This window comes from Treponema denticola ATCC 35405, assembly GCF_000008185.1.
In the GTDB taxonomy this organism is placed as follows: Bacteria; Spirochaetota; Spirochaetia; order Treponematales; family Treponemataceae; genus Treponema_B; species Treponema_B denticola.
Map to the genome: position 1 here is coordinate 360,732 of NC_002967.9, position 18,943 is coordinate 379,674.

Genomic DNA, 18,943 nt, shown 5'->3' on the forward strand with positions numbered 1-18,943 from the left:
TATACCCTAAAACGGCAAATTAGGCAAGCATTTTGTGAAAAGTTATAGGGAGCAGTCAATAACTCAAATAATTCAATATAAATTGTGGACAGGTAGAAAAAAATAAGTTATAATTTTGAGTAACTAATAAAAAAAAGGCTTAACCATGTTAAGCCTTGATGCTCCACAATGAGCGGTCCCAAAAGGGACGATTTTGATGAATTCTTATTTGAACTCGTTGTGTAATTTAAGATGGATCTTAAATTGTGTATGCTGTTATTATAATACTTTTTAAAGGAATGGTCAAGGTATGAAAAAGGAAATTAAGGATTATTTTCTCGGATTGGATGTAGGAACCGGATCGGTTGGTTGGGCAGTTACTGATACTGACTATAAACTCTTAAAGGCTAATCGTAAAGACCTTTGGGGAATGAGGTGTTTTGAGACGGCGGAAACTGCGGAAGTGAGAAGGCTTCACAGGGGGGCTAGGCGCCGTATTGAGAGAAGAAAAAAAAGAATAAAGCTGCTTCAAGAGCTTTTTTCCCAAGAAATTGCAAAAACAGATGAGGGATTTTTCCAAAGAATGAAGGAAAGCCCTTTCTATGCAGAAGACAAGACTATATTACAGGAAAACACTCTTTTTAATGATAAAGATTTTGCCGATAAGACCTACCATAAAGCCTATCCTACCATAAACCATCTGATAAAGGCTTGGATTGAAAACAAGGTAAAGCCGGATCCAAGGTTATTATACTTAGCCTGTCATAATATTATAAAAAAAAGAGGTCATTTTTTATTCGAGGGCGATTTCGATTCAGAAAATCAGTTTGATACTTCTATACAAGCCCTTTTTGAATATCTGCGTGAAGATATGGAAGTCGATATTGATGCCGATAGCCAAAAAGTAAAAGAGATTTTAAAGGATAGCTCTTTAAAAAATTCCGAAAAACAAAGCCGCCTAAATAAGATTTTAGGACTGAAACCCTCCGACAAACAAAAAAAAGCTATTACTAATTTAATATCAGGCAACAAAATAAACTTTGCCGATCTTTATGATAATCCGGATTTAAAGGATGCGGAGAAAAATAGTATATCTTTTTCGAAAGATGATTTTGATGCTTTGAGTGATGATCTTGCTTCCATTCTAGGAGATTCTTTTGAGCTTTTATTAAAAGCAAAGGCTGTATATAACTGCTCGGTTCTTTCCAAGGTAATAGGCGATGAACAGTATCTTTCTTTTGCAAAGGTAAAAATATATGAAAAGCATAAAACCGATTTGACTAAATTAAAAAATGTTATAAAAAAGCATTTCCCAAAAGATTATAAAAAAGTATTCGGATACAATAAAAACGAAAAAAATAACAACAATTACTCCGGATATGTAGGCGTATGTAAAACCAAGAGTAAAAAACTAATTATAAACAATTCTGTAAATCAAGAAGATTTTTACAAATTTTTAAAAACTATCCTTTCAGCAAAATCCGAGATAAAGGAAGTAAATGATATATTGACCGAAATTGAAACAGGGACTTTTTTACCTAAACAGATATCTAAAAGCAATGCGGAGATTCCTTATCAATTACGCAAGATGGAGCTGGAAAAAATATTATCAAACGCAGAAAAACATTTTTCCTTTTTAAAACAAAAAGATGAAAAAGGTTTATCTCACAGTGAAAAGATTATAATGCTTTTAACATTTAAGATTCCTTATTATATTGGACCTATAAACGATAACCATAAAAAATTTTTTCCCGATAGATGCTGGGTAGTAAAAAAAGAAAAATCGCCTTCCGGTAAAACTACTCCATGGAACTTTTTTGATCATATCGATAAAGAAAAAACAGCTGAAGCATTTATTACAAGCAGAACCAATTTTTGCACATATTTAGTAGGGGAATCCGTTTTACCAAAAAGTTCTCTTTTATATTCCGAGTATACCGTTTTAAATGAAATCAACAATTTACAGATTATCATTGACGGAAAAAATATCTGCGATATTAAACTAAAACAAAAAATATACGAAGATTTATTTAAAAAATATAAAAAGATTACACAAAAACAAATTTCAACTTTTATCAAACACGAAGGTATTTGCAATAAAACTGATGAAGTAATTATTCTAGGTATCGATAAAGAATGTACATCTTCGTTAAAATCATATATAGAACTTAAAAACATATTCGGAAAGCAAGTAGATGAAATTTCTACAAAGAATATGCTTGAAGAAATTATACGATGGGCTACTATCTATGATGAAGGAGAAGGCAAAACAATACTTAAAACAAAAATAAAAGCCGAATATGGAAAATATTGTTCTGATGAACAGATCAAAAAAATTCTAAATCTTAAATTTTCAGGTTGGGGCCGCTTGTCACGCAAATTCCTTGAAACCGTCACATCAGAAATGCCGGGTTTTAGCGAACCGGTAAATATAATAACTGCAATGCGGGAAACTCAAAATAATTTAATGGAGTTGCTTAGCAGTGAATTTACATTTACTGAAAATATTAAAAAGATAAATTCGGGATTTGAAGATGCTGAAAAGCAATTTTCATATGACGGTTTGGTTAAGCCTCTGTTTTTATCACCATCGGTAAAAAAAATGTTGTGGCAGACTCTAAAGCTTGTAAAAGAAATATCGCATATTACCCAAGCCCCTCCTAAAAAAATATTTATAGAAATGGCAAAGGGTGCAGAGCTTGAACCTGCGAGGACTAAGACAAGATTAAAAATTTTACAAGACTTATACAATAACTGTAAAAATGATGCGGATGCTTTTAGTTCCGAGATAAAAGACCTTTCAGGTAAAATAGAAAATGAAGATAATTTAAGGCTTCGAAGCGACAAACTTTATCTTTATTACACGCAGCTTGGAAAGTGCATGTATTGCGGTAAACCGATTGAAATAGGCCATGTATTTGATACAAGCAACTATGATATAGATCATATTTATCCCCAATCCAAGATTAAAGATGACAGTATAAGTAATCGGGTTTTAGTATGCAGCAGCTGCAATAAAAATAAGGAAGATAAATATCCTTTGAAGTCTGAAATTCAATCAAAGCAAAGGGGCTTTTGGAATTTTTTACAACGAAATAACTTTATAAGCCTTGAAAAATTGAATAGGTTAACAAGGGCCACTCCAATCTCGGATGACGAAACGGCAAAATTCATTGCCAGACAGCTTGTAGAAACAAGACAGGCGACAAAAGTAGCTGCAAAAGTATTAGAAAAAATGTTTCCCGAAACTAAGATTGTTTATTCTAAAGCTGAAACCGTATCAATGTTTAGAAATAAATTCGATATTGTAAAATGCAGAGAAATAAACGATTTTCATCATGCTCATGATGCATATTTAAATATTGTTGTCGGAAATGTATATAATACAAAATTTACAAATAATCCTTGGAACTTTATAAAGGAGAAACGGGATAATCCAAAGATTGCCGATACTTACAATTATTATAAAGTTTTTGATTATGATGTAAAAAGAAATAATATTACGGCATGGGAAAAAGGAAAAACAATTATCACTGTGAAGGATATGCTTAAAAGAAATACCCCTATTTATACACGCCAAGCCGCCTGCAAAAAAGGAGAACTCTTTAACCAAACCATTATGAAAAAAGGATTGGGCCAGCATCCTCTAAAAAAAGAAGGTCCTTTTTCTAATATTTCAAAATATGGGGGCTATAATAAAGTCTCTGCTGCATATTATACTCTTATAGAATACGAAGAAAAAGGGAATAAAATACGAAGCTTAGAAACCATCCCTCTATATTTGGTAAAAGACATTCAAAAAGATCAAGATGTATTAAAGAGTTACTTAACAGATCTGCTAGGGAAAAAAGAATTTAAGATTTTGGTTCCTAAAATAAAAATCAACTCCCTCTTAAAAATTAACGGTTTCCCTTGTCATATAACAGGGAAAACCAATGATTCTTTCTTACTGCGTCCGGCTGTTCAGTTTTGCTGTTCAAATAATGAAGTTCTTTATTTTAAAAAAATTATAAGATTCAGTGAAATAAGAAGTCAAAGAGAAAAGATAGGAAAAACAATTTCTCCTTATGAAGACTTATCCTTTAGATCTTATATCAAAGAAAATTTATGGAAAAAGACAAAAAATGATGAAATAGGAGAAAAGGAGTTTTATGACCTTCTTCAAAAGAAGAATTTGGAAATCTATGATATGCTTTTAACAAAACATAAGGATACTATTTATAAAAAAAGACCTAACTCTGCAACTATTGATATCTTAGTCAAAGGAAAAGAAAAGTTTAAATCTTTAATAATCGAAAATCAGTTTGAAGTTATTTTAGAGATTTTAAAACTGTTTTCTGCCACTAGAAATGTATCAGACTTACAACATATAGGCGGAAGCAAATATTCAGGAGTTGCAAAGATAGGAAATAAAATATCTAGTCTTGATAACTGTATTTTAATTTACCAATCAATAACAGGTATTTTTGAAAAAAGGATTGATTTGTTAAAGGTATGAGTTGGAGAACCGTTGTTATTTCAAATAGGGCAAAGCTGGATTTACACTTAAATCATCTAGTAGTTCGGGGTGAAAAAACTCAAAAAGTTTTTATCGAAGAAATTTCAGTTTTAATCATTGAAACGACAGCGGTATCTATAACCGCAGCCTTATTAAATGAGCTTATAAAACAAAAGGTTAAGGTAATTTTTTGTGACGAAAAACGAAATCCGGCTTCTGAATTGATAGGATATTACGGCAGCCACGATACCAGCGAAAAAATCAGGCTTCAAATAAAATGGGATAAGAATATCAAACAGCTTGTATGGACTGAGGTCGTAACAGAAAAAATAAGACAGCAAAAATACCTCTTAGAAAAACTGAATCTTCCGCAAGCAAGTTTACTGGCTGAGTATATTACGGATATAGATATTAACGATAAAACAAATAAGGAAGCCCATGCTGCAAAAGCATATTTTGCAGCGTTATTTGGAGCAGGTTTTTCCAGAAGTTTGGATATTCCTATAAATGCCGCTCTAAATTACGGATATAGCATCTTACTTTCTGCATTTAATCGTGAAATAATAGCAAACGGTTATATTACACAACTGGGAATTTTTCATGATAATATGTTTAATCCCTTTAATCTCGGATCAGACCTTATGGAGCCTTTTAGGCCTCTCGTTGATGCAGAAGTTTTTAAACTTAATCCTCAAAAATTTGAACATGAAGAAAAACTAAAAATAGTTAGTGTTATAAATAAAAAGGTGCTCATAAACAATAAAGAGCATTATCTAAATAAAGCTATCGAAATTTTTGTACACAGTATTTTTGATGCTCTAAATGAAAAGGATATTTCACAAATTAACTTTTACCGAAATGAGTTATAGATTTATGAGAGTCATCGTTTTTTTTGATTTACCCGTAATAACACCCGAAAATAGGCATAATTATTCGGTTTTTAGGAAGTATCTAATTAAATCCGGCTTTATTATGCAGCAAAAGTCGGTTTATTCAAAATTGGTTTTAAATCTTACAAATAGAGACTCTATTGTAAAAAGTATAGAGAAGAATAAACCTCCAGAAGGCTTGGTTGAAGTATTAACCGTCACCGAAAAGCAATATGCAAAAATGGAAATTATTATTGGAGAATCTAAAACAGAATATTTAAATACCGATGAAAGGCTTGTTGTTCTATGAAACTGGTACATCCTGACATTAAAAATCAAATAATATTTTCGGAAAATAAAGTTAATGTTTTAACTATAGAAAATAAAACTTTTTTTACCGAATTTGTATCGGAGCTTTTTAGTCAATATTCAGGTAATGAGGGCAAATTCATATTATCCGAGGATGACAAAGAGCTTTCTATACCAAAAACATGTGAGTTGATACTAAATCCTATAAATCTAGATATAAATAATAAACAAAATTTAAATAAAATTTATTCGATCTTAAAACAAAGTATTTCCGATGAATATAATTACCTAAAAACATGCACCATAAAAAGCGAAATATTAAAACATATAGACGATGTACTTCTTTCTTTGGATATACCTTTAAAACGGAGTGAAGAACTGGACTTGATCAGCATATTTAAAGCTGTTAATATCTCTTTTGAAACAGAATATACAAATTTACTTGAAAAAATTATAGATTATATAAGCGCTTCTGTGGAATTAAATCAAATAAAATGCTTTATTTTTATAAACCTAAAACAGTTCTTACATTTTAAAGATTTATCCGAGTTATACAAATTTGCCTGCTATATAAAAACAAATCTATTTTTAATCGAGGGGTCATACACATCTACAAAAGAAGATTGTGAAAAATCATATATTATTGATAAGGACCTTTGCGAAATATATTGACAATAAATACTTCTCATGGTAGTATTAAAAAGTAATCATCTTAGACTACCGCTATCAATAGTGTGATAGGCTCTCCACCTACGCCATATCTGACGTTTGAGAGTTGTGTAATTTAAGATGGATCTCAAACTATAGGAGGTTTCAAAATGGAAAAATCGAAGTTTGAGAGTTGTGTAATTTAAGATGGATCTCAAACTATCAAGTTGAGCCTTCTTTAAAGCTCCGCGTTTGAGAGTTGTGTAATTTAAGATGGATCTCAAACTATAGGAGTTCCAGACCCAGCACCATCACCGTTTGAGAGTTGTGTAATTTAAGATGGATCTCAAACAAAATCGAATGTATCGCAAGATTCAAACCAGTTTGAGAGTTGTGTAATTTAAGATGGATCTCAAACTACAAAATCGAAGCAGAAGAAAGGAACTTCGTTTGAGAGTTGTGTAATTTAAGATGGATCTCAAACGGTTCCAATCTTTTTGGAATGATTAACAATGTTTGAGAGTTGTGTAATTTAAGATGGATCTCAAACGATTCTGTATTTCAACGCGATGTTGCTAATGTTTGAGAGTTGTGTAATTTAAGATGGATCTCAAACCTAACAAAAGGTGGAATTTTACCGAACAATGTTTGAGAGTTGTGTAATTTAAGATGGATCTCAAACAATTAGTTGTCATTGAAGGTGAAGCCGGAGTTTGAGAGTTGTGTAATTTAAGATGGATCTCAAACGCGGAAAAACTATATCGTAATCTTCATAGAGTTTGAGAGTTGTGTAATTTAAGATGGATCTCAAACGCTGGAACGCCTATAGCGACGCAAGCTCCTGTTTGAGAGTTGTGTAATTTAAGATGGATCTCAAACCGCTGGAACGCCTATAGCGACGCAAGCTCCGTTTGAGAGTTGTGTAATTTAAGATGGATCTCAAACGGTTCCAATCTTTTTGGAATGATTAACAATGTTTGAGAGTTGTGTAATTTAAGATGGATCTCAAACCATCTAGAATCCTATAAGGCACGAAGTAATGTTTGAGAGTTGTGTAATTTAAGATGGATCTCAAACCCTTTTTTGTAACTCCTATTTGCAGCTATGGTTTGAGAGTTGTGTAATTTAAGATGGATCTCAAACATTACTTTTCGAAAAAAAGCCGTATTATAGGTTTGAGAGTTGTGTAATTTAAGATGGATCTCAAACTCTTTGTATTATAAAGTTAGCAGAGGAAAAGTTTGAGAGTTGTGTAATTTAAGATGGATCTCAAACGAATCTACCACCCTCAATACTCCGCCTATTGTTTGAGAGTTGTGTAATTTAAGATGGATCTCAAACGTCAACATCACCGCGATCACTACAAACAGCGTTTGAGAGTTGTGTAATTTAAGATGGATCTCAAACGAATGAAAAGGACAAGGAAAAAGCTGCCCTGTTTGAGAGTTGTGTAATTTAAGATGGATCTCAAACTGATTATTTGGAAGGCATGAGTAAATGCTGGTTTGAGAGTTGTGTAATTTAAGATGGATCTCAAACGCAGTAACTCACAAGCCACTTTGAGAGTTGGTTTGAGAGTTGTGTAATTTAAGATGGATCTCAAACTTCGACGCTTGTCGAAAAGGCAATCAAGGCGTTTGAGAGTTGTGTAATTTAAGATGGATCTCAAACCGAGAAGTTATTATTCTGAACTTCACATCGGTTTGAGAGTTGTGTAATTTAAGATGGATCTCAAACCTTTGGTATCAATTAGGATTTCCTAAAGTCGTTTGAGAGTTGTGTAATTTAAGATGGATCTCAAACTACAATGATTGCTTGTTGTTCTGATGGAACGTTTGAGAGTTGTGTAATTTAAGATGGATCTCAAACTAGCCTCACCATTATAAAGCAATTCGCATGGTTTGAGAGTTGTGTAATTTAAGATGGATCTCAAACTGTTACGTCAAAAAATCCAATAAGTTGAAGGTTTGAGAGTTGTGTAATTTAAGATGGATCTCAAACCCTGATAAGGAAGATTGGCGAAAGAAGGTAGTTTGAGAGTTGTGTAATTTAAGATGGATCTCAAACTGCTACATCAAATAACCCTACAAGTTGAAGGTTTGAGAGTTGTGTAATTTAAGATGGATCTCAAACCCAAAAGTTCACAGTCATCCGAGTAGACGTGTTTGAGAGTTGTGTAATTTAAGATGGATCTCAAACCTATCTACTTTTGGGAACCCTAATTGGTACGTTTGAGAGTTGTGTAATTTAAGATGGATCTCAAACTTTCTTCTGTTTGTCCATGTCCAAACCTCCGTTTGAGAGTTGTGTAATTTAAGATGGATCTCAAACAACAATGTGTGATTTTTCGGACTTAGTCCCGTTTGAGAGTTGTGTAATTTAAGATGGATCTCAAACAAGGGAATAACCTTACCATTCTGTCTTATGGTTTGAGAGTTGTGTAATTTAAGATGGATCTCAAACTTCCCAAAAGTTGATGCTGATACGATTGGTGTTTGAGAGTTGTGTAATTTAAGATGGATCTCAAACAACAATCAGCCGTGAGGGAATACGCCGCGTGTTTGAGAGTTGTGTAATTTAAGATGGATCTCAAACAGGTTAATGATGAAAAAAATAATAACTACTGTTTGAGAGTTGTGTAATTTAAGATGGATCTCAAACGGGCATATTATGCAGATATGCAACGAAACGGTTTGAGAGTTGTGTAATTTAAGATGGATCTCAAACCTTGGAAAAGAATTTATAAAATGCGAAGTTGTTTGAGAGTTGTGTAATTTAAGATGGATCTCAAACGAACATATGCTCGCTCTTTCTCGAGTACTCGTTTGAGAGTTGTGTAATTTAAGATGGATCTCAAACAAACTTTGAGGTACTAAATAAAACAAGTCAGTTTGAGAGTTGTGTAATTTAAGATGGGTCTCAAACACCTTTCAATAGTAGCATCGGGCAAACCAGGTTTGAGAGTTGTGTAATTTAAGATGGGTCTCAAACGTCTCTAGTTACTTTACGTATAAACTCTATGTTTGAGAGTTATGTAATTTAAGATGGGTCTCAAACGGGCATATTATGCAGATATGCAACGAAACGGTTTGAGAGTTGTGTAATTTAAGATGGATCTCAAACCTTGGAAAAGAATTTATAAAATGCGAAGTTGTTTGAGAGTTGTGTAATTTAAGATGGATCTCAAACATGCGATATATCTATGACTTTACCTATTCTGTTTGAGAGTTGTGTAATTTAAGATGGATCTCAAACAAACTTTGAGGTACTAAATAAAACAAGTCAGTTTGAGAGTTGTGTAATTTAAGATGGATCTCAAACATATCTTTTGTCGTTAAAGTTAGTAAAAAAGTTTGAGAGTTGTGTAATTTAAGATGGATCTCAAACTTTGAAATTCCCCAAATGTCAATTGTTTTCGTTTGAGAGTTGTGTAATTTAAGATGGATCTCAAACGAAAATGCAGGCGGTTCCACTGGAGAGGTTGTTTGAGAGTTGTGTAATTTAAGATGGATCTCAAACTAATTCAAAAAAAGGTCTTGGTTTGAAAGGGTTTGAGAGTTGTGTAATTTAAGATGGATCTCAAACAGCCCGCCCTGCGGAATTGCACGGCCCGTTGTTTGAGAGTTGTGTAATTTAAGATGGATCTCAAACATTGAGCGTCAAGCACCCGGTAAGCCCACCGTTTGAGAGTTGTGTAATTTAAGATGGATCTCAAACTTGGTTATTCGACTTTTGATTTGAGCTATCGTTTGAGAGTTGTGTAATTTAAGATGGATCTCAAACCTCGCTCGAGCACAACAGGTGGCTGTCCACGTTTGAGAGTTGTGTAATTTAAGATGGATCTCAAACTTTCCAGCTAGAGCATCAAAGTTTATAGGGGTTTGAGAGTTGTGTAATTTAAGATGACAACCAAGCACAATGCTTAATGGAACCTCGAAAAATTTCAGCTTTTTGAGGTTCCCATTGATTTTCATCATGTATAAAATATAGAATATTCATTTATAATAGGCTTTCCTTTTTTTTGATTTTTCTTTATAATATAGATATGGCTAAATTTAAACGGAAAACAAAAGAAGAACGGACGTATGAGATAATAGAAGCTGCAAAAAAGGTGTTTTTGAAAAAGGGCTTTCATAATACTACGATGGAAGATATTGTTGCCGCTACAAGCCTTTCAAAAGGAGGGGTTTATCAGTACTTTAAAAGTACGAAGGCTATAATGTTTGCCATAATGCAGGAAGGAAACTATTTTCGATACAGACGCAATGAAGAAATCTTTAGTTCTGCAAAAAAAATTGATGACCCTTACGAAATTGTAACCCAAGCCTTAGAAGCAAAACTATTTGATAATGTTCCCGAAAAACGGCTTTATCTAATGTTTCTTGCCGAAATTCTATATGACAAAGAATATGAGACTCTTTTTTGGAAACTTGAAAATCAAGCTCATAAGTTTATAAACGAAAATCTGGAACATTTGTTTAAAGAAGGGACTTTTGAAGGTAAAAAAATAAAGTATAAAACAAACAAAACAGGACGGCTCTACTCCCGTCTTTTTAACGGAATCCTTATAATCTATGAACTCTTTGAAGACAAAACTGTTTTTGATGAGGGAAAAAGAGAGCTCCACGACTTTCTCTATTCTTGTGTAAAAAAAAGCTTTACAATCGAATAAAAAAATTAGTTAGCCGCTATTGACTTTATTTTCTCTTTTTATATAATATAACTGACGACTTCGTCAGTTATGGAGGTTCTTATGACGGATAAAAGAGAACATTTGATTTCAGGTAATATGTTCAAGTTGATGCTTGAGCTCAGCATTCCGGGCATTATCGGAATGTTTGTAATCAGCTTATACAGCTTTGTGGATGCAATATTCGTAGGAAGATATGTAAGCAGCGTAGCTTTAGGAGCAGTCAGTTTAGCCTATACATTTACACTGATAAATAACGGCATTGCCGTTTTAGTAGGTATAGGATCCGCTTCGGTTCTTTCGCGGGCGGTAGGAAGAAGCGACCAAGAAACCGTTGATTCCATTATGGGAAACGTCCTTTTGTTGACGCTTCTTTTTTCATTGGGAACTATGACAATCGGATTAATTTTTGCGCCTCAACTTTTGATTCTTATAGGAGCCGAAGGAGAAATGCTCCGATTGGGAGTAAGCTATCTGCGGATTGTATATATCGGTTCAGTCTTTGTAAACTTCGGTCAAGCAGCCAACATGGTTATGAGAGGAGAAGGCCGAATGGGGCTTGCCATGCTTTTGATGGGTATAAGTGCCGTACTAAATATTATTTTGGATGCGGTCTTTGTAATTGTTTTAAAAAAGGGACTTGAAGGCACCGCTATAGCAACCGTAATATCTCAAGTGGTTCTTGCAATTTGTAATTTTTGTTACTTCGCATTCTTCAGTAAAAACGTTAAATTCAAACACTTTAAGCTTCAAAAAAGTATCGTAAAAGAAACCCTTTCAATCGGCTTTTCTGCAATGTTGATGCAAGTTTTTGCTCTTTTACAGCAGGCAGTTATGTATTCTACATTAAAAAGATACGGCGGAGAAGATCAGGTAATTTTGATGGGTGCTTTTTTTAGATATATGATGTTATCCTTTATTCCTCTTTGGGGAATAAGTCAGGGCTATCAGCCCTTTGCAGGAACCAATTTCGGAGCACAAAAATTTGAAAGGGTAAAAAAAGGAACATTTCTTTTTTACGGTTTCGGATTATTTTTATCACTGATATTTTGGCTGGTATTTTTAATTATACCTGAACAGGTTTTGGGTCTCTTTTTGAAAAATAAGGAGCTTATATCTTTAGGAAGAACGAATGCAATGCTTGCTATGTCTTTATTTCCTTTGTCGGCAATTATGATTATCAATTTAACCCTCTTTCAAGCTTTGGGTAAAGCGAAATATGCAGGCATACTGGTAATTGCCCGCCAATTTTTACTTTATATTCCGGCCGTATTAATTCTCCCCGTATTTTTTGGAACACGGGGAGTTTGGATTTCAACCCCGATAATAGATACACTGGTTACGGTTTTATCTGCATTTATAGTGATTAAACTTTTTAAAAAAGATTTAAGCCCTAAAGATAAACCATTGAGTGCATAAGTTGTTTCCATCTCACAAGGCTGCCTTTATTCGTGCGGAGGGTTTAATACCCCGACGCTTGCGTCGTAACGAAGGGTATTAAAGCCGACTGCAACCACCTTATGAGAACATACAGTGCGAAACATTGAGCTCTGTACCCCGATGCTTGCGTCGGGGTTGTTGATTTCGGCTGTCTTGTGAGATTTATATTTTGCAAGCGGGAGAAGCTTTTACCGTTATTAAATTATATTTTTAATATCAATCTAGCGCGCATTAAATTCAAAAGAACCGGATGCTTTGCTGCATTTTATTTTGAGTTTAATTTTTTTATCAGTGTAAGCAGACATATCAATTTCAGTATTTAATATATTTCCGTCTTTATTATTATCAAAAGATGTGATTAACTTATCACCAAAACTTATTTCTACCGAAATATTACCTGAATCTATATTCCATAAACATTTTAAATCTTTACCTTCCTTTATTGTAAAGGTAGTGATATTCTCGGAAGTTTTATATTTAAATTTAGCCTTCCATAGATTATTAAAATTAGTTTGGGTCTGCATAATGGCTATATTTGTATTAGGAAAGAAATTTTTGATTTCATCGTTTATGGCCGATTTAAAAATATAAATAGATAAGATAATCGAAAAGATCAAATTCAAAAGAGTTAAAACGGCGGCAGCAATAAGAGGCCATAGATTTGCTTTATTTCTTTTATTTACAGCATCCGAAAGATGAGGCATCTGTTTACCGCAGCTGCCGCAAAACGGTATTCCGGCAGCTTGAATAAATCCGCATGAGGTGCATTTTATCCTCTTGCTTTTTCGTGCCGCTACAAGATAAAGAACAAGCCCAAGCACAGCCGATAGAAAAAATACAATTAAAACCCAAATCAGTGGTTCGTCATCTCTTTCTTGCGAATCCTTGTAAATCCAATATGCAATAAGGATACGGGCAACAAGCGCAAAAGTAGATACTGTAATAATAACAGTAATAAGTGAAACAAAAAACATTTTTTCCTCCATAAAAAAACCTCATACTAATATCGCCGCAAAAGAGTAAAAGGTTCAAACCTTATTTTAATTTATAAGTCATCTACCATCGCCGATGATTTTGCATAGGCGGTGGACTTGGCTTCAAAGAAGTCGGTCTTAATCAGGTTCGCATTGCTGTACTGGCTGGCCCAGCTCATAGATTGAGGTTCTTCCCTGTGCCCGTCATAAATGGGTGCAAAGCCGAGGTTTTCGCATCTGAGGTTCCCTAAATATTGAATATAGTCCGTAATCATCTGGCTGTTAAGCCCGGGAATATCGTTTCCTATAACATAATCGCCCCAAGCTATTTCCTGTTCACAGCCTTCCTTTATCATGGCTCTAAAAAGTTCGACATTTTGCGGAGTAAATAGCTGCGGCTCTTCTTTTTGAAGTTCCTGTATCATCGAGCGGAAAAGCCATAGATGCGTATTTTCATCTCGATTGATATAACGGATTTCCTGAACAGAACCGGGCATCTTATTGTTTCTCCCCAAATTATAAAAGAACATAAAACCTGAATAAAAATAGATGCCTTCCAAGATATAGTTTGCAACGCAGACCTTTAAAAAGGCAAGAGCACTCTTGTCGCTTTGAAATTCGTTGTATAAATCGCCGATAAATTTATTTCTGCGTAAAAGATGTTCATCATCTTTCCATTGGTATAAGATTTCAGTTCTTTCTTCGGGAGAACAAATTGTGTCTAGCATATAACTGTAGCTTTGCGAGTGAACTGCTTCTTGAAAGGCTTGAATGGTAAGGCATAAGTTTACCTCGTTAGCCGTTACATACTGGCCGACATTGGGAAGATTTGCAGTTTGAATACTGTCCAAAAAAATTAAAAAAGAAAGAATTTTATCGTAGGCCGTTTTTTCGGGAATAGATAATTTTCGGTAGTCCTGTACGTCGGTAGTCATATTTATTTCTTCGGGTATCCAAAAATTATTCATAGCCTGACGGTACCAATCGCTTGCCCAAGAATACTTCATATTGTTAAAATCGTTTAGGTTAGTGGTGTTTCCGCCAATCATCTTACGTTTATGAGTTTCTATATCTCCGTTTTCATTAAACAAGGCCTTATGAGGCAAAATAGTTTTTTCCGTTATCATAAATTTCTCCCAACTCCTTATATTAAATGCTCAAAATTGTCTTCATCATTTTCTTTTTTTTCTTCTATATCCAAGGCCATATCTAAAATGGTAAAGAACAAGATTACAATCATCGGCCCCAAAATAATGCCGTCAAATGAAAACATACTGACTCCGCCCAGCATTGAAAAAAAGATTAAAAGAGGATGTATCTTTATTCTGTCTTTTAAGAAGAATGGGCGTAGAAAGTTATCCATAAAACTGATTATCGAACCTGCAACAACCAAAAAGATAAGGCCCTTTACAAGCCCGTCCGTAAAGCATAGTCCGACACCTACAGGAAACCAAATTAGACCGCAGCCGACAATGGGTAAAAATGTGCTAAAAAAGGTTAGAATTGCAAGCAAGAGAGCGCTTTGCACACCGAATATAAGATAAACTATAAAAGATGCAAGGCATTGGTAAAACGAAACCAAAAAAAGTCCCTTAAAAAGATTGGTTGTAATTTCGCCTATTTTAGAAAAAAGTTTGTCTGATGTTTCATTATCTATAGGAATGGCATGTTTTAATAAACTGAAAAGATAGGCTCCGTCTACATAAAAAAAGTAAAGGGCAAAGGCAAAGAAAACAAGAGACAAAAAAAACGAACCGGCATTTTTTACAAGGCTTGTTGCATACCGCAATATTTTATCAGAAGAAGAAGATAAAAGGTTTAAAAATTCTTTTTGCAAATCAAGATTGGAAATATCCACCGTCCCCATAGATAAGCGGTTTACAATTGCGGCTATATCGGTTTTTGAAAAGCCCGATTCAGAATTATTTATGTTTTCTAAAAAGCTCTGAATATTTTGAACAAGGATTTTCCCTTGCCCGAATATTTTTATCACAACAAAAAACAAAACACCGGCAACAACTAGAACCGTTATTATTGCAAAACTGCCTGCAAGCAATCTTTTTTTTATCGGGAAAGTCTTTTTCTCTTTATTCATCCTGGATAGTATCTTATTATATAAGGGCCTTACCAAAACATAAATTACTGCCGACCATAATAAAACGCTTGCGTAGGGCAAAAATAATTTACCCACAAGAATCAACATTCCTGCAAGTAATACGAAGAACGAAATAGTTTGAAGCCTGTGTTTATTTTCTTGATACATTAGTTTCTATATTTCCTTTTTCTATATCCAAAAAGTATTTTACGGTTTTTACTTTAAGTTCATCTGTTGCAGCATCATCACAGATTATAATGGATTTAGGATGAAGTTGTAAAGCACTTACAGTCCAAACATGGCTTACCCCCCCCTCTACTGCTTGATGAACAGCCTCAGCCTTAGCATGTCCGGTTGCCATTATAAGAACTTCTTCGGCATCCATAATAGTGCCGATGCCTACAGTCAAGGCTGTCTTTGGAACAAGGTCTTCATTTCCCTCAAAAAAGCGTGAATTCATTATGATGGTATCCCGCGTTAAGGTTTTTTCTCTTGTGCGGGAGGTTAATGAAGAATAGGGCTCATTAAAAGCTATGTGCCCGTCTGCCCCTATTCCGCCTAAAAATAAATGAATTTTTCCGTAAGAGCGGATAGCTTTTTCATAGTCCTCGCATTCCTTTTTTTTATCTTTGGCCATTCCATCCAAGATGTGAATGTTTTTAGGCTCAATGTCGATGTGATTAAAAAAATTATCCATCATAAAATAATGATAGCTTTGAGGATGAGACGCTTCCAAGCCTACATATTCATCCATATTAAAGGTAACTACATGCTTAAAGGATAGAATACCTTCTTTATGCTTTTTTATAAGTTCCTTATAAACCCCTAAGGGAGTAGAACCCGTCGGAAGTCCTAAAACAAAGGGCTTTTCTTTTGTAGGTTTAAATTCGATAATTTTATTGCAGATATAATCGGCAGTCCATTTTGAACAATCTTCATAACTGTTTTTTATGATAAGTCTCATAGAGTCTCCCTCTTAGATTAAAAATCTAAGACCTAAATAATACAAAAAAACTTAAAATTAGTAAATAAATGAGGATAAATTCTTACCTATGTGGGCAATCATGTATTAGTGATAAAATTTTATTTTTTTATCTTAACCGCTTGAAAAAAATTCGAAAATATGATATTTTTGCACAATCATATCTTAACCGGATATTTTGTAAGTATCCTAATTTATAAATTGTAATCAAAATACTCTAAATTATACTGGAGACCTATTTATGGTAGACTTAAAAAAATACCGAAATAAGACTCGTTTTTCTATTTTGAATAAACTTGTTATTTTCGGTACATTGATTCTGATTGCAGGTTTTACAATGGGAGGTGCAACTTTCTATATTGCAAAAGCGCCCATCCATGAATTAACAGGCAGCATACAGGCATTAAAAAATACTATGAGAGTTTTATGGGTTTTGATGGTTGTAATGTCAATCCTTATTACTATTGTACTATCTCTTACAATAGTAAGGCCGATAAAAAGGAAAAAAGAACTATCTTATCTTTCTACTCATTTTAATAGCACCATCCTCAAAATAGGTGGTTCTGTACAGCTATTTGATACAAACATCGCCATGATGCAGCAAATGGGTAACGAGCTTGCTTCCAACATTACTGAAACAGCGAGCACAATCAATCGGATACAGACTCTTGCACAGACAGAAAGCGTCACTGAAACAATGGAGAATTAAAAAAAACGAATCCTTGACAGCCAAAAAGAAATTATGTATACTAAATAAAATAACGTTGCTATTTTTTAGTGGAAGGCGGTTCGTTTATGAGCAAAAGTGAAGATACCAAACAATTGATTTTGGATACGGCTAAGCGGGAGTTTTTGGAAAAAGGCTATAACGCAGCCTCTGTCCGCACGATTGCAAAGAAAGCAGGCTTAACGACCGGTGCAATTTTTCGGTATTACGCGGATAAGGCAGCTTTGTTTGAAGCCCTTGTTTCCGAAGCGGCAGACGGCTTGGTCGAGCAATTTAAGGCAGCCCAAGAGGCGCACTTTGAGTTAATTCCCCAAGAACGGACATCAGAAAGCCGAGATTTATCGACAGAATATTTACGGCACTTTGTAAACTACGTATATGACCGTTTTGACGAATTTAAGCTGGTGCTTTGCGGAGCGGAAGGCACGAAATACGCAAACTATATCCATGATCTGGTGGAACTTGATGTGGCACGCACCGAAACATATTACCGGCTCTTGCGGGAAAAGGGAAAAATCAAAGGGAGCATCAGCCTTGAACTTCATCACATGATTACAAGTGCCTATTTTACCGCAGTATTTGAAACCGTCGTACATGATATGCCAAGAGAACAGGCTATGGGATATGTAGAAGAAATCGCCGTTTTCTTTAATTCGGGATGGGATGGGCTTTTAAAGCTGATATAAAGATAAGTTAAAACCGTTCAAAATATATGGACTTCCAATATTTTGAACGGTTTTTTATTAAATCAAGCCCTTGAGTGAAGTAAAGTTTATATGTTATAATAAAAAAGTATGCAGGGTTTCTTGCGGTAAATATTTTTAGAGAGGTAAATTATGGATAAAGTAAAACTTGAAAGAATGAAAAATGACAAGGGTTTTATTGCGGCATTGGATCAAAGCGGCGGAAGTACGCCTAAGGCTTTGGCAGCTTATGGAGTTCCCGAAACGGCATATTCCAATGAAAAAGAAATGTTTGATCTTGTTCATGCTATGCGTACAAGAATAATCACCGGAAAGGCTTTTAATTCCAATAATATTTTGGGTGCAATTTTATTTGAACAAACGATGGAAAGGGAAATTGAAGGAATGCCCACAGCCGACTTCTTATGGGAAAAAAAGAAGATTCTTCCCTTTTTAAAGGTCGATAAGGGGCTTGCCGACTTAAAGGACGGTGTTCAGCTTATGAAGCCGATACCCAATTTGGACGCTATGTTAAAGCACGCCGTAGAAAAACACATTTTTGGAACAAAGATGCGCTCCGTTATAAAAGAAGCAAATCCTAAAGGAATAAAGGCTGTCGTAGATCAGCAGTTTGAATTAGGTATTCAAATTGCAAAGGCCGGTCTTGTTCCTATTATTGAACCTGAAGTAGATATTAAATCTCCCGACAAGGCCAAGTGTGAAGAAATCCTCAAAAAAGAATTGGAAGAACACCTTAAAACCTTGCCGAAAGACTTGCTTGTAATGTTTAAACTTTCAATTCCGACAAAAGAAAACCTTTATGAGGAATTTACAAAACATCCTCAGGTAGTTAGAGTTGTTGCCTTATCAGGCGGTTATTCCAGAGATGATGCAAACAAACTCTTGGCTAAAAACAGAGGCATGATTGCAAGTTTCTCCCGAGCTCTCGCCGAAGGTCTTTTTGCAAGTCAAAGCGATGCCGAGTTTAATGCAACCTTGGAAAAAACAATCAAGGGCGTTTACGAAGCTTCAATAACATAGTTCTTATC

General features: G+C 34.5%; 13 protein-coding genes and 1 CRISPR repeat array. Of the genes, 9 read left to right on the forward strand and 4 right to left on the reverse strand.

Going from position 1 to position 18,943, the window contains the following annotated elements:
* The first annotated feature begins 289 nt into the window (after positions 1 to 289).
* The 6 genes from cas9 to TDE_RS01625 all read left to right on the forward strand — a co-directional run bounded on the left by cas9 (position 290) and on the right by TDE_RS01625 (position 12,412).
* Positions 290 to 4,477 (forward strand): type II CRISPR RNA-guided endonuclease Cas9, encoded by a 4,188-nt coding sequence (gene cas9 / locus TDE_RS01600; protein WP_002681289.1) that lies wholly within the window; start codon positions 290 to 292, stop codon positions 4,475 to 4,477.
* The gene (cas1, locus tag TDE_RS01605; protein WP_002681291.1) at positions 4,474 to 5,346 is read left to right on the forward strand and encodes a type II CRISPR-associated endonuclease Cas1; all 873 of its coding nucleotides are present in this window, start codon (positions 4,474 to 4,476) and stop codon (positions 5,344 to 5,346) included. The genes cas9 and cas1 overlap by 4 nt, the downstream gene beginning before the upstream one ends.
* Positions 5,347 to 5,350: 4 nt before the next feature.
* Positions 5,351 to 5,656, forward strand: coding sequence for a CRISPR-associated endonuclease Cas2 (cas2, locus tag TDE_RS01610; protein WP_002666293.1), 306 nt, complete (start codon positions 5,351 to 5,353; stop codon positions 5,654 to 5,656).
* On the forward strand, positions 5,653 to 6,327 hold the full coding sequence (gene csn2, locus TDE_RS01615) for a type II-A CRISPR-associated protein Csn2 (protein ID WP_002681294.1): 675 nt from the start codon (positions 5,653 to 5,655) through the stop codon (positions 6,325 to 6,327). Before cas2 ends, csn2 begins: the two co-directional genes overlap by 4 nt.
* Positions 6,328 to 6,421: 94 nt before the next feature.
* A CRISPR array of direct repeats spans positions 6,422 to 10,218; the repeat unit is 36 nt; unit sequence GTTTGAGAGTTGTGTAATTTAAGATGGATCTCAAAC.
* A 106-nt stretch (positions 10,219 to 10,324) separates the two neighbouring features.
* Positions 10,325 to 10,975, forward strand: a complete 651-nt coding sequence (locus TDE_RS01620) for a TetR/AcrR family transcriptional regulator (RefSeq protein WP_002681296.1) — start codon at positions 10,325 to 10,327, stop codon at positions 10,973 to 10,975.
* A gap of 81 nt (positions 10,976 to 11,056) precedes the next feature.
* The gene (locus TDE_RS01625) at positions 11,057 to 12,412 is read left to right on the forward strand and encodes an MATE family efflux transporter (protein ID WP_002681298.1); all 1,356 of its coding nucleotides are present in this window, start codon (positions 11,057 to 11,059) and stop codon (positions 12,410 to 12,412) included.
* 242 nt (positions 12,413 to 12,654) lie between these two features.
* Here the strand turns inward: TDE_RS01625 and TDE_RS01630 are convergent, their stop codons facing one another.
* The 4 genes from TDE_RS01630 to nagB form a co-directional block, all read right to left on the reverse strand.
* Positions 12,655 to 13,407 carry a hypothetical protein gene (locus TDE_RS01630; protein WP_002681300.1) on the reverse strand — a complete coding sequence of 251 codons (753 nt, stop codon included), beginning with the start codon at positions 13,405 to 13,407 and terminating at the stop codon, positions 12,655 to 12,657.
* Between the two features lie 71 nt (positions 13,408 to 13,478).
* Positions 13,479 to 14,534, reverse strand: a complete 1,056-nt coding sequence (locus tag TDE_RS01635) for a ribonucleotide-diphosphate reductase subunit beta (RefSeq protein ID WP_002681302.1) — start codon at positions 14,532 to 14,534, stop codon at positions 13,479 to 13,481.
* Between the two features lie 17 nt (positions 14,535 to 14,551).
* Positions 14,552 to 15,670 (reverse strand): AI-2E family transporter, encoded by a 1,119-nt coding sequence (locus TDE_RS01640; RefSeq protein WP_002681303.1) that lies wholly within the window; start codon positions 15,668 to 15,670, stop codon positions 14,552 to 14,554.
* Positions 15,654 to 16,466, reverse strand: a complete 813-nt coding sequence (gene nagB / locus TDE_RS01645) for a glucosamine-6-phosphate deaminase (RefSeq protein WP_002681305.1) — start codon at positions 16,464 to 16,466, stop codon at positions 15,654 to 15,656. Before nagB ends, TDE_RS01640 begins: the two co-directional genes overlap by 17 nt.
* 259 nt (positions 16,467 to 16,725) lie before the next feature.
* Here nagB and TDE_RS01650 point away from each other — a divergent pair, with 259 nt between their 5' ends.
* The 3 genes from TDE_RS01650 to TDE_RS01660 all read left to right on the forward strand — a co-directional run bounded on the left by TDE_RS01650 (position 16,726) and on the right by TDE_RS01660 (position 18,935).
* On the forward strand, positions 16,726 to 17,193 hold the full coding sequence (locus TDE_RS01650) for a methyl-accepting chemotaxis protein (protein ID WP_002681308.1): 468 nt from the start codon (positions 16,726 to 16,728) through the stop codon (positions 17,191 to 17,193).
* An 86-nt stretch (positions 17,194 to 17,279) separates the two neighbouring features.
* Complete coding sequence (locus tag TDE_RS01655) at positions 17,280 to 17,897, forward strand: TetR/AcrR family transcriptional regulator (protein WP_002681311.1); 618 nt, start codon at positions 17,280 to 17,282, stop codon at positions 17,895 to 17,897.
* 150 nt (positions 17,898 to 18,047) lie between these two features.
* Positions 18,048 to 18,935, forward strand: coding sequence for a fructose bisphosphate aldolase (locus tag TDE_RS01660; RefSeq protein ID WP_002681313.1), 888 nt, complete (start codon positions 18,048 to 18,050; stop codon positions 18,933 to 18,935).
* Positions 18,936 to 18,943: the final 8 nt, after the last annotated feature.